We start from the raw sequence: 13,220 nt of genomic DNA, 5'->3' as shown, positions 1-13,220 counted from the left end.
GCGGAAATAACCGAGGTTCAGGTCCGTAGGGGTGATTGACGCGGGGCAACCAGCCGACCCGTGCTGCTGCTCCCACCAGCCGGACCCTGCGAGCGCCGTTCGTGGCGAATGGTAAGGCCGACCACGAGGGCCCGGTCACCACTCTGTTTGATCAGCAATTTATTGCACTCACCAACTCGAGGGTGCAATCAGCCGGCCGAACCCCGACCGCTCATCCGATCATTGGCGGTGACGGATCCGCCATATTTGATCACGCAGAGGACCCGGCATGAACGAGTTAACTGGATCGGTTCGAGCGGGGGCACGTCGACCCGTCCCGAGGCGACGCCGAGCGGCGGCAGAGATGGTTGCCCTTCTGCTCGCCGGCCTGCTGGTCGTCTCGTGCTCGCACGCGCCAGGGCGGCCTGCGTCGGTGGACGGATCCACATCCGCGACGGTCACACCGGTCGGGGACGCGATCGACGTCGCCGTGGGCCCGGGCCGGGCGCTGTCCGTCGAGGTACCCGACGTGGGGCGGATCACCGGGGCGGTGGGCGCGTTCACTACGGCGGGGACCGTCCAGATCCGCCGGCAGCGCACCATGTTCGCCGTCTCCACGGGTTTGGAGTCGGCCGGCCTGGGCGTCGATCTGACGTTCCACGACACCCAGCTGCGGAAGCCGCTGAGGCTCGAGTTCCGGGCTGGCCAAAGTCCCAGCCCGCACGCGCTGCCTGTCGTCGCCCACAGGGCGGACAATGGTGCGTGGGATGTGCTTCCCGCCAACCGTGACAGCTCTGGCACCTTCACAGTTGACGCCAGACGGTTCTCACTGAACGTTCCCGGCTGGGCTAACCCGGTCGCGTGGTGGAAGACCCTTACTGCCAAGCTCGCGTCCGGCATCGGAGGGCGGACCACGCCCTTGAGCTGCTCTGGCACTCCGACCTGGTTCCACCTGGACGCCCGCCACAGCGACCTGGTCCACACCTGCGCGACCACGAACCACACGAATGACGGCACAGAGGTGGCCGAGGTACGAATCAAATCCAATCGTGGAGTGTCCGTCGAGGTCGCGGTTCCGGGGCGGCCAGCGTACGTCTGGGTGGAGGGCATCCCTTGGTCTGTGCGGAAGTGGCAGGCCGACCGGCTGCACTTCGATGCGAATCAGCGGGTAATCCTTCCCGCCGGCGCCACCATGACCGTCGGCTACCCCCGAGAACACACATCGGCACCCTTCTCCTTCTTCGTATCGGGTAGCAGCTGGCTGGCCGCCGCCGACACGCTGATCCGAAACCTGGTCGACCTGATCGGGCAGGTTGACAAGTACGGCGTCGGTGTCGCGTACACCGAGGTGAAGTGCGCGACCGGCTTCGCGGTCGGCCCCGCCGGCCTGAACTTCAGCGCCGCAAGCCTGCTCGATTTCCTCACCTGCTGGACCGGATCGTTGTCGCAGGAGCTGAGAGACATCGACAACGCCAGAAAGGTCATCTCCCAGCTCGGAACTGGCGACGCGGACGCGCTGGTGCGGCAAGCCAAGGCCGCGAACGCTCTCGGCTGGCTAGTTGCGCTGTGGCCGGCGTATCAGCTCGGGTTCGGCAACGTCGCCGACAAGATTCGAGAGCTGATCACCGAGGGTCGTAGTGCGCAGATCAGCTACCACATGGACCCGCCAGCCGCTCCACCAACCGGAGACGACGGCCATCCTGGTCGCACCAGCGGCGGCGGTCCTGCCGCGGGCGATGGGCCGGGGGGCGAGGAAACTGCGAGCGTCACCCTGGCACGCGGGCCGGCCGCGCCGCACGGATACCGGTATGCCGTCCGGCTCAGCGGCTTCCCGGCCCGTTCCTCGGTCACCGTGACCTGCTTCGACTCGGTCAGCACCGGCGGCTTCTACACCTTCACCATGACGACGGACGCCGCAGGAGACGCATTCACCCAGAGCCAGTGCTACTCCGCGGACGGCCCGGAGCACTGGGTGACCGCCGGCGGCAAGAGCTCGAATCACGTCACCTGGAGCGGTGCACCGGCCGGTCCCGCCGCACCACCTCCCCCAGCGGTCCCGACTCATGCCGAGACGGTTGGCCTTGCCACCCACACCTGGACCAACTACACCAATGCTGGCGGCAGCGCAGGGCCGGTCATCCCCAGGTACACGACGGTGCAAGTCGCCTGCCGGCTCCCGGGATTCGCCGTCGCGGACGGAAACACATGGTGGTACCGGGTGGCCTCACCGGGCTGGGACAACCAGTTCTACGCCTCTGCCGACGCCTTCTACAACAACGGAGCGACAAGCGGGTCGCTGCACGGCACCCCATATGTGGACGAAGCTGTGCCGTTCTGCTGACGAATGGGCCTGGCCCAGGTAGCCATATGCCAAGAGCCATTTCGGCAAACTCACCTTCCTCACTAACGAGATGGAGGCTAGGGATGCGACATCCCCTCATTCCAGCATGCGCTGCGATGCTGGCGGCCACATTGGCAGCTAGCGCCTGCTCTGCATCCAAGCCAAAAAAGGTTGAGCTGGCACCCGCCAACAACAAAGCCGTTGGCGAGAACATCACGGTCACGGGAAACGTGCCCGTGAACCTGAAGGTCCAGACGGACGAAAAGGTGGGCGCCAAGTTCCAGGCGGTCATGCCAATGGGCCCCGCCGTACACCTAGAACCCGTAACTGACCTTCCAGAGGCCGCCACTATCACCTTCCCGCTCGCCAACGCTCTAGCGCCCGGAACCACCCCACTGGTGGCAACTGCAGACACGGACAAAGGCCCATGGCAGCTGGTGAAGGCCGCCCTGTCCGCCGACAGGCAGTCGGTGATCGTTCAGGAGAGGCACCTGGCCAAGTGGTGGCAAATCCTCATGCCGGACGTCCCAGCCCTGCAAGGCCTGTTCGTAAAGGAACTCAACGCCGCTATGCAGGGCGACATGCTTACCGACGCTCCGCAGCCCAAGTGCCAAAACGAGGACCAAGCCAAGGCCAACCTCGAGGTCAACGTAATCACCAAGGACAGCCTGTCCTGGTGCCTCGGCATGGAGAAAGGCAAGCGGGTACTGAAGGCAACCAACCGGACCAAGTTCCCCTTGCGGATCATGGTCACCCTGTCGCCAGGCAACGGCCAGACGGGCAAGATACTCGGTCCAATCAACATTAAGCCAACCCCCTTCACCGCACTCAACGACCGTGCGGCTGGCCTAATGCTCTTGACACCGTTCCAGGAAGTCGCCTATCCAATTGACGTAAAACCGGGCGATCGGATATCTCTGTCCACGGAGTTCGAAAAGGCCGGCTATAGCCTCGGGACACTGCAGACAACGGTCATCGCGCTGTTGAACATCGAGGCCGACTTCGGCGCCAAAAGCAGCAAGATCGGCGAAGTGAAAACTGAAAGCTTCACGGACGTTGCAAAAATCATTGATGGTCTCATGAAGAATGACGCCTGCGCTTACGCGGTCACGCAACCCGCATACAGCACAGACGTGCGACAGATCGACTTCACCAACATCGTTCGAGCGTGCTTCACCGGGCAGCTCGCGGCAAAAGCCTTCGGCTGGCAGTCCAGCCTCGTACTGCCCATCATGACCGACCAGGCAGCCCAGGGCTACTACACCGAGGAGTTCCACGCCCTAGGCGACAAAGTCAACGGACAGGTCCACTCCCGCGCGCTCTTGTTCGGGAGTAACGGCCAGCGGCCGCGCCTGAATCCCGATACGCTCGTGGGTAGATGGACGTACGACTGCAATGACAACAATTACCACATCGTCGCTGTCATCACGCCCGATCACAAGGTCGAGTGGACCCTGAACAGCGGCGAGAAAGCCGCTACTCTACGCTTCATCGATGAAGGGCCAAGTCTTGCAGCAGTAGTAGAGTCAACCTTCTACCAGGGCCAGGAGATCTTCCGATACAGCAAGGCAGAAGAGGTCGACTGGATGCGCCCCTTGGCCACTTACGGCGTCCATATGGATGACGAAGGGCGCTTGGAGTTCTCCGGCACCAACGGCCTCGACACCCTCTACAAAGAGGGTGATATCCAGACCCAGTGCTAAGTCACTGAGGTATCCGGGCAGCGACAGGGCCGGCACGACTTCTCGCGCTGGCCCTGCTTCTTTCCACCCTGGCCGACGGCTTCAAACTTGGAGCAGGACTGCCACCTCTACATGCAGGCGATGCCCCCCTCTTCCCGCCACCCGAGGTCATGGCCGTGCTATCCAGCGCCCAACCAATCTCCGAACCGCAGTGGGCGACTCAGCCCTCACCCACAGGCGGCGGACGCACAGAATAAAGTCGTGGGCGGTCAAACCGAGCCCGGCGGTCCCTGCCCGACAGTTCGGGTCACATGGCTGGCAGATCAACAGTCCGTACGACAGGCGGTAGGTCCGCTCGGTACGGGAGCAACCCGAGCCGGCGGTGTTTGACGGTGGCGGCCACCGTAACGTCCGCTCGGGCGGGAGTGCCGGCTGGCGTCTTGACCACGATGGTGAGTTCTTCGTCGCCGATCAGCGGCGCGCCGCTTACCGCTCGGAAGCGCCATTCGGGGTCGCTGTCGTGCTCGCCGATCCCGACAACGAACAGTTCCTCACCGCTGCCGTTCGGTGCGTACTCGATGGTTGATTCGATGATCGTAAGTTTGGCCGTGAGTGAGACCCGACCGGGCCGGGGCACAGCGTGGGAGCGTCGCTTCGGGTCGATAGACCAAGCGATCGGTTGCCGATCGGCGGGCGCGTCCGGTGCTTTCAGATGCACCCCGACGGCCGCGTCGACGATTGAGTCGCTGCCGGGTGCGGCACGAAAGGTGCAGAACAGGCTCAGCATGAGGTAGGTGCTGTGCTCCGCCTCAGCCTCGAGGAACTCCCGCCAGTCTGGGTCCGAGGTCGCCGAAGCGGCGGTCAGTTGACGCACCACCGGACGACCGAGAGAGACGCGACCGAGAACACGCGATGGCGCATCGGGCGCGTGTAGCCGTGGCTCCAGTACGAGGTCGACCTCATGAAGTGGGGCGGTGGAGTGATCATCCACTTGTTCGCTCCTCGGTGGTCGCTATGGTGCGCCAGTCTCCTATGAAAACGAAGGCGCCCCAGTCACGGTAGGCGGGATGGCGGTCACGGGTAGCGCGCCGGGCCGCGTCGAAGGCGGCGCGTCGATCCGGGTCGGCGGCGAGCCGTTGGTAGAGATGGCCGAAGAAGTCGGTGGCAACCTGGGGATGCACGGGCCACAGGCAACCGATGACGGCCGCCGCGCCAGCGGACAGCAGGGCGGCCGGCAGGCCGCGGAGGTTGTCGTTGGGGTCGAATCGGCCCAGCGCCGACTCGCAGGCGCTCAGTGTCACCAGATCCACGCCGCGCAGGTCGGCGCGCAGGATGTCGTGGGCGAAGACGCGACCGTCGTCGTCGGCGCCGGGTGACAGATACAGGCACTGGAACCAGGGTGCCCATTCGTTGTGGGCACCGTGGGCGGCGACGTGGATGTACCGTGCTTCGGCCAGTGCGGCAAGGAAGCGCTGTGGGGTGGCGGAGGGACCGAGGATCGCCTCGCCGGCCATTGCCTCGGCGACCTGTGCGGCGTGAACCTCCAGCGCATCCTCGGCCGGCAGGCCATGTCGGGTGCCGCCGGCCGCAGAGGCAAACGCGAGGAAGCGGCGGCGGGCCGAGGGTGAGCGCCCACGCAGCAGTTCGGCACTGGGAACCTGAGTAACGGTCCAGTCGTCGGCGAGCGTGCCGCTGCCGGCGGCGAGCAGGTGGAACGGGACGTAATGAAGTGGCCCGTCGGCCCAGACACACAGGTGCCGGCGGCCTTCCGCGTGCCAGTGCGGCACACGGTCGAGGAAGCCGGCGAGGAACGTGTCAGGCCGTTCGGCCAGAGTCTGCTGGGCGTCGCGGGTTACGACGCGGTGCAGTGGATCAGCGGTGATGGCGCGGCGAAGGTCGGCGACGCGCAGCGCGAGCGGGGACAGCGTGAGGTGGTGGGTGCCCCGATAAAACCTGATCAGGCCGCCGGCGAATTGTGGGAGCAGCATGCTGCGGTGCTCGACGCTGTCCCGGGTGATCGCCAGCCCATGCAGCGCGGCGACCGGCGGGCTTGCCGCGTCGCGGCGGCCCTCACCGAGCATCAGCGACACGAGCACGGTCTCCGGTGGCAGGAGCGCCTGCACTTCGTCGAGCGCGAGCAGGGGCAGTCGCCACGGGCTGCGGGCGGCCGTCAGTTCGTCGCTGACGCGTCGATCGGATGCCCGCTGCCGGTTGCGATGCACGGCATCGACGTCGGATTCGGCCTCAGCCTCCGCAGAGCCGGCGTAGCAGACCATCGCCGTCTCCGCCCCGCCAGGCAGCTCGAAGTCAGGCGGCGGGCTGGGCAGCAACGCCTCGTCGGCCCGGGTCCGCTGCAGGTCCCGCAGCAGGCGAGGGGTAGCCGTCAACGGCCCGCACGAGTGCAGCGCCGAGGCGAACCCGCGGCCCTTCGCGGCCTGGTGGACGACCGCCACCGCGGCGACGTCGACGCTGGATCCGATCAACCCGAACAGCAACCTGCGGTAGAACTGGTGCAGCGTCCAGGCCACGGACTCGTCGGCTCCGGCGCCCAGCCCGGCAACAGCGGGCAGCAAGGCGATGGCCGCGCCGCCGGCGGCGGTGGCGTCGTTGCAGGCGAACACCTGCTGCAATCCCGCATCGAGGCTGTTCAGCGCGAGGTCGAGCTGTCCGCACAGGGCATAGCGCAGTGCCGCAGCGCCGTACTCGCGCGCCGCGCCAGCGTGCGCGTCGGCGGTGTCGGCTTGCATGCCGAGGTCGTATGCGAGGCCTGCGTCGAGATAGTCAATGGCGTCGTGGTGCCAGTCCCACAGCTGCGGCGCCACCTCGTGCGCCTCTGCTATTAGATCCCGACCGAGTTGGTGGGCACCGTCAACGGGTGAATGCGCGGCCAAGTGAATGAGCGTGGCGGCCAGCTCTGCACCGCTCCAGCTGTCCTCATCCGCCAGGGCCCGCGCCTGCTCGACCAGTTCCGGGATCTCGCGCAGCGCTGGTGAGCAGGGCAGGTGCCCGTCGACGAGCAGGTGCACCTCGCTCATCCAGCGCTGACGGCGCTGCGCGTCGTTCCACAGGCGAGGCAGTTCCTCGTCCGCTGCCGCCAGCAGTTCCGCCTCCAGATCCGGCCGCACCGCCTCTGCGGCGAGTGTGAGGGCCTCGGCGAACGTAGAGGACGCCTCGTTCAAGCCGTAGCGGTCTCGCATCGTGGCAAGTGGGACCGGTAGGAGGTCGACCAATTCGTCAGGCAGACCGACCTCGCCGAACCGGTTCAGGATCCGCAGCAAGTACAGGTAGCCGATCACGTCGTCGGCCGGATTGAGGAGGGCCAAGGCCTCCCGGCACGCCAGCCGGATCTCCTCGTCGGCCGATTCCTGTCGCAGCCCGGCCAGGAAGGAACGAGCCTCCGCGAGTGCCCTGAGCGCCCGGCCGCGTTCGTGCCCGCGAGCCAGTTCAGCCGCCCGCTCCAGGTACCTGACGGCCTGCTCGGCGGCGACCATCGGCGATGGCAGCGGGCTCGGGTCGACATCGTCGGACCGTTCGGGGTAGGCCATCGCCTGGCGCCGATGCCGGGCCAGCCACAGGCTATGCGCCCCGTCGAACGACAACCCCGACGTATGTGCCATATACGGGGACAGATGCAGCAGGCCAGCGGCGAACAGGGTCCCAGAGAGTTCGTCGCGCTCCTCAGCTTCGTGCGCTTCAAGCAGCGTGAGCTGCCGGGTCAGCACGTTGTGGGCATCGGCGAGGCGTTCCCCACTCGGAGTATCAGCGAGGCTGTGCCGCACCGCTTCGACATAGGCATCTGCGACCCGCCACCAGGGGCCGTCCACAGTGGCGCCCCAACGACTCTCCGCAGCCGCCAAGGTCAGCCGAAGCAGAAGCACAACGTCGGCGGGAACTTCATCGCGGTGCCTATTGATGGCTGCCTCGACAACCAGGTCAACGGCGGCGGCGGACAGCACGAACGCCGGATCGACGACCCGGCGGAACCCCTCGGTCTCCGGCAGCACCCGGGCGCGGACCTGAACACTGAGCTGGGCCAGCGCGTTGGCCTGCCGAACGTCCGCCTCGCCGGCATGCGGCGCCGGCCGGTCGCCGTCCCCGACAGGGAGCGCCGCCGGCACGGCAGAGTCGGCCTCGTCGGTCGCGCGGACGGTGCGAGCATTCTCACGGATCCACAGGGCCATGACCCGACGCAGGTTGGCCAAGGCCGCCTCGCCGTTGTGCGACAGATCCCCGTCAGTCGCTCGGCGTAACCAGTCGGCGGCCTCGCGCAACAGTGGCACTGCCTGCTGTTCTGCCCGCGTGGCGACCTCGGCCCGTCTCCCGAGTGCCGTCCCTACCCCGGCGCAAGCGTTGGCGTATTCCCGGGAATCGGCGGCCACGTCAGCCAGCGCGGCGCGATACGCCGACTCGGCTGCCAGCAGGTCACGGGGATCTTCGGTGACCGCGAACCGCGTCAGGTAGGCGTTGCCGAGTGCCGACTGGCGCGTGGACCGAAGCTCCGCTGTCGCCTCGGAGCGGGCGGAAGCGGTACTCAACGCATCAACTGCCGAATCGGCATCGGCGCGCCGACGGGCGGCCGGCGCGTCGGTCGCACTGGCACGCAGCAGCAGTGCGTGTCCCAGCAGGGTGTCGCGGGCGCCAGTGTCGCTGGCATCGGTGAGCGCTCGCAGGAGGACGATTGCTTCGTCGACAGGAACCAGGTTCCCGGACTCTTCCCCATCGATGATCAGATCAGCCGCGCGGTCAAGAGGATCTCGCCATGGGTCGTGTCCGGTCGCGCGGATGACGTAGGGCCACAGGTCCCGCGGTACCCGCCTATGGTCGGCCAGGAAAAGTAGCCCATACAGGTTGAGCGCTATGGCCAGATCGTCCCTGGCACTACGGTGCGAATCCTCGGCGGACGGCGCATGTGAGTCGCGTTGGACGGACGTTACGAGGTTTTGCCAGGCGACAGAACGCGCGTGGTAGTACGCTGCGGCCGCGTAGAGAGCGTCGGTGTCGACAGACTCGCGGTCGGTCACCTCATCAGCCCCAAGCCGCAGCAGATCGACCGCGACGCCCAACCCTTCGGCATCCAATACCCGCTGCGGGGGTCCGCCCGCCTGGAAGTCGCTGACCCGACCTACGAGATCCGCGAGCAGGACATCCCGCACTCCCGGCACCTCCGTAGTTACGACCCGGACCAGTGTATTGAGAGGCGGCAACTATCGCGGCGGTCCGCGACGGGCGATGTCGCCGCCTGTACCTATCCTGGCGAGGTGGACGTTGTAGCGAAGGACTTCTTTATCTCGTATACGGCCGCTGACAAGGCGTGGGCCAGCTGGATCGCCTACATCCTCGAGGCGGACGGCTTCGCCGTGACGATTCAGGAGTGGGACTTCCGGCCAGGCAGCAACTTCGCCGTCGAGATGGACAAGGCCCTGAAGCAGTGTCCCCGGATGATCGCTGTGCTCTCCCCGGCCTACCTGAAGGCGCCCTTCCCAGCCTCGGAGTGGGCAGCCGTCTTCGCCAGTGACCCGGAGGGCGCGAAGAACGCCCTCGTACCGATCATGGTGCAGGAGTGCCAGCCGGAAGGGCTGCTCAGTCAGGTGGTGCAGATCCGCATTCACGGACTCGACGAAGCCGCTGCACGGAAGCAGATCCTCGAAGGCGTCCGCCGGGAACGGAACAAGCCCGCCACACCCCCGCCGTTCCCGGGTACGCAGGCGGCGTCCACCAAGGCGCCCGCCCTGGCTGTGCCATATCCGACAGCCCGCGCTGCCGCGCCGGCCAGCCCATCGCGGCTGCGCTGGCAGAGCCCGGCACCGCCGGTCAGCGTCTCCTGGCGCAGCGACCTTGACCGAGGTGCGCAGGACCGCAGGCTAGGCACCGCAGCCGTCGAGGTGCACCTCGCCTTCGCCGCCGACGATGCGCGCCTGCAGGTCAGTGAGCTGGCCGCCCTCGCCGACCTGCTGCCCGACCATGGGCGGCAGCACGGCATGTTTACCCGGCTGGAGGCCCTGCACGCGCACGCCGACTCCGCCGTCGCCCGGGCGACGAGCAGCGGTCGGGACAACGAAAAGGGGCTTGTGATTACCCGATCGGGGCAGCGGTCGGCGTGGGCCCCGCTGCCCCGAGGTCAAATGGGCGCAGTGCTCGACCGGGATGACCTGATCAAGCAGCTCGCTGCCATGCTCAATACGCTGACGGCGCTGGAACTACCTCACGGTGACCTCGTCGTGCCCGCCATCGGGCTCGACCCTGCCACCATGATCTCCTACGGCAGGGTCAACGTGCCGAGCAACACCGCCACCTACGGGTTCGGGCAGGCAGACCACATCCACGTCTCCCCGGACGAAGCCATCGACTACGGCAGCGTCGTCGCCCGCCCCGCCGACGTGGCCGCCGAGCTTGTCGCACGTCTCATCGCCGACCACCGGGCCGCCACGGGCCTACGCTGACGATCCGCTGATCTTGGTAGGAGGCCGTCCGGGAACTCGGCCGATGTCCCTCAGCTTCATGGATGAGGCTGATGCCGCTGGTTCGGGTTCTCGTCGCTGGGGAGTTAAGACCGTTCGATCTCGCCGGCTGCCGCTCGTTCGACTGCGCGTGCTTCGGCAGCGGCGAACGGATCTCGTGGTCAACGCTCTGCGGATCTGATGGCATCCCTCCTCGGGATCGATACGTCGAAGCCGCACATGCGCTGACCGGACGATTGCCATCTGCCCGCAGTGGCGTGGGATGATCCACCGTGTCGCGGGCAGACGATCAGGTCAGGTACGACCCGGAAACGGGCATGGTGATGATTCCGCCACGACACGGCCGCTGGCCGTTGCCGTTTTCCACCTGGGACGACTCGCTTGAGACCATGAGGCGATTCGTCCTGCGCCAGCTAGCTGATCGGCCGCGACTTCTCGAGGTCGCGGGTGAGGACGGACAGGTCCAACTCCGGGCACCGGTAGTCGTGAACCTCGTTCCCCGCCCAGATAATCCCTACAATTCAAGGGCGATCTCGGTAGCCAGTGCGCCCGCAACCGGCGGATCGCACCGCGATCGGCACCTTGGTTATCTCTACGACCGGATGCTGGGGCTCGCGGGCGCGCTCCACACACTTGCCGATGCGGCATCACCCACTCCGATCGGCTGCCATGGTTGGATCGCCCTACGACAGATTGATAGTGCTCAGGTTAAGCGCGGTGGGCGGGTATTCGATCCCCGCGAACTGCAACCAGGGGAACCGCTCTGGTCCTGGTGCTCTTGGGATCACGACTGGGACGTGAGCCGGGAAAGGCCGTTCTCGCGGGCAGAGCTCGTCCAGGTCGGCTACCGCATTGAGCGTATCTATCTTGACCTTCCACTGTGGCGGCGGCTTGACGCACTTATCTATCCGTATATCAACCGGCCGCTGCCGACCGATGACTACTACGCGATGTACGAGGATCGGCGGGGACGTGTCCGGTTGGGGGCGACGCCATCAACGGGCAGGGTCGTGACGGCCACCGGCGCTAGACAGCCGGAGCAGCGAGCCGGCTCCGTCATAGCTGCGTCTCGATCCCCTCGAGCTGCGGCAAAGCTGGGCCGTGAGCAGAAGAAACGCGACGCGGCCGCGAACGAGGATCTCGCCGCCTGGCGCATGTTTCGCAGCGTCCCACACGACTACCAGGGCATCCGAGCCATTACCCGGGCCGCCTGGGGTAACGACCGAGTACTCATCACCGACCGGCAAGGTCTTGAGATCGGTCTGTACCGACCATCAGACGGGCTGCTCACGCTGGTTGACGAGCGTACGAGGCCGGATGCGGTCGAGGCATTGCGTGCCCACGGGATCGAGCCGCCCTTTGCTAACGGACTTGATCATCTGACCGACTACCCGGACGCCCTCATCAGAACTAAGCATGCCGGGGATGACTCGGCCGATGGTAACGGGATATGGTCGATCCTACTTCTACGGGACGAGGCAGACTTCCTTGCGCTGCCAGAAGCCGGCTGGTATGACTCGGGGTCCGGCAAACTGGCTATCTACGCTCAGCCCCACGTTGAGCCTCTCACCACGTTGCTGCGCCGTCACGGGATCGAGCCGTCGTCGATAACGCAACGCCCACCGGATCAGTCGATCGTCGAACGCAACGCACGTGCGGAGGCTTACGCAGCAGCGCAACTCGGGCCATTTCGGCTGGCGGACAAACTGTTCCGTGACCCCAACGAAGGCAAGCGCGACCTCGCGCAGGCATCCTGCCGACTCACCAGACGTGCCATCGATCTCGTGCCGCAGGCGCACCGCAGATGGCTCAACGCCGAGGTCGTGGAAGGACCGTCACCTCAGATTCGGGACTTCCTGTCGGACATCCAACGCAGCACTCTGTCGCGGAAGTTCAACTCACCCGACACCGAGGATAAGATTCGCGCCTGCCGCCTGTGTGGAGCCGACTGCCACGGGACGGCCTCGGGTATCGCCTACTGTCTGGACTGTCTCACCCTGTCCAGCCTTGGGATCCTGCGCGACAGCGGTACGGACGGGCCATGGACCGACGCAACCATCTGGGCACTACGCAAACTCGCCGAAATCGAGTTCGGTGGGCCGCCGTCGCGCAGCCAACTGACGAGGATCCTGCTTGCCGACCCTGACCTGGCCGACCTCGCTATGCTGTGCCGATTCCTCATCCCGCTTGAAACATCGTCAATCGCCCGGCCGGCTCGTAAGCCCCGGAGGTGGGCTGACTGGGTCAGGTTGGCCGGTCTGACGCCAGACGCTACCCGGCGCTCACGCGGCACAGAGACCGTAGCCACCGATGGCCATCCGTGCCGATCCATGCTCGAACGCCGCATCGATGACTTCCTCCACCAGCACGGCATAGCGCACGAGATCGAACCACACTATCCGCGCCACCCTGTACTCAACACAACGGGTCTGCGTGCAGACTGGCTTCTCGCAGACGGCACCTACATGGAGGCGCTCGGCATGATGGAAAACAGCACCTACGCCGCGAAGGTTCAACGGAAGCTCCGTCTCGTGGAAGTGACCGGAACCCGAATGGTCATGATCCGGCCCGAAGACGTCGGCCGACTTCCAGAGCTGCTCAGCGAGTGGATGACCTAACGACAGCAGCCGGCGGCCGGTCTGTCAGTGGAGTTCGCACTCCACCGTTGCTGGCCGGTGGGTGGTAGTCGGTGGTGAGGCCGAGGGCGTAGGCGCCAAGCTGGTTGAGCCGGATGGCGAGCAGCCCGTCGTAGCGGCTGAG

General features: G+C 66.1%; 6 protein-coding genes. 4 read left to right on the top strand and 2 right to left on the bottom strand.

Annotated elements, in window-relative coordinates; all coding sequences use genetic code 11:
• Positions 1-343 precede the first annotated feature (343 nt).
• Together ABZS80_RS19170 and ABZS80_RS19165 are read left to right on the top strand one after the other, a co-directional pair.
• Positions 344-2,320 (top strand): hypothetical protein, encoded by a 1,977-nt coding sequence (locus tag ABZS80_RS19170; protein WP_355057521.1) that lies wholly within the window; start codon positions 344-346, stop codon positions 2,318-2,320.
• A gap of 116 nt (positions 2,321-2,436) precedes the next feature.
• On the top strand, positions 2,437-4,023 hold the full coding sequence (locus tag ABZS80_RS19165; protein WP_355057519.1) for a hypothetical protein: 1,587 nt from the start codon (positions 2,437-2,439) through the stop codon (positions 4,021-4,023).
• Positions 4,024-4,309: 286 nt separating this feature from the next.
• Here the strand turns inward: ABZS80_RS19165 and ABZS80_RS19160 are convergent, their stop codons facing one another.
• Positions 4,310-4,993, bottom strand: coding sequence for a hypothetical protein (locus ABZS80_RS19160; RefSeq protein ID WP_355057517.1), 684 nt, complete (start codon positions 4,991-4,993; stop codon positions 4,310-4,312).
• Positions 4,986-9,155, bottom strand: a complete 4,170-nt coding sequence (locus ABZS80_RS19155) for a CHAT domain-containing protein (RefSeq protein WP_355057515.1) — start codon at positions 9,153-9,155, stop codon at positions 4,986-4,988. The genes ABZS80_RS19160 and ABZS80_RS19155 overlap by 8 nt, the downstream gene beginning before the upstream one ends.
• Before the next feature lie 105 nt (positions 9,156-9,260).
• Here ABZS80_RS19155 and ABZS80_RS19150 point away from each other — a divergent pair, with 105 nt between their 5' ends.
• Both ABZS80_RS19150 and ABZS80_RS19145 read left to right on the top strand, forming a co-directional pair.
• Positions 9,261-10,442, top strand: coding sequence for a toll/interleukin-1 receptor domain-containing protein (locus ABZS80_RS19150; protein WP_355057513.1), 1,182 nt, complete (start codon positions 9,261-9,263; stop codon positions 10,440-10,442).
• Positions 10,443-10,732: 290 nt separating this feature from the next.
• Positions 10,733-13,078, top strand: coding sequence for a hypothetical protein (locus ABZS80_RS19145; protein ID WP_355057511.1), 2,346 nt, complete (start codon positions 10,733-10,735; stop codon positions 13,076-13,078).
• Positions 13,079-13,220 lie beyond the last annotated feature (142 nt).

This window comes from Micromonospora sp. NPDC005305 (assembly GCF_040607315.1).
Lineage (GTDB): Bacteria > Actinomycetota > Actinomycetes > Mycobacteriales > Micromonosporaceae > Micromonospora.
This window is presented reverse-complemented; position numbering and strand designations above follow the sequence as displayed.

What these genes read in the sequence shown, in the direction of transcription:
- ABZS80_RS19170 (WP_355057521.1), top strand. Translation starts at nt 344, where the DNA reads ATGGTTGCCCTTCTGCTCGCCGGCCTGCTGGTCGTCTCGTGCTCGCAC.
- ABZS80_RS19165 (WP_355057519.1), top strand. Translation starts at nt 2,437, where the DNA reads ATGCTGGCGGCCACATTGGCAGCTAGCGCCTGCTCTGCATCCAAGCCA.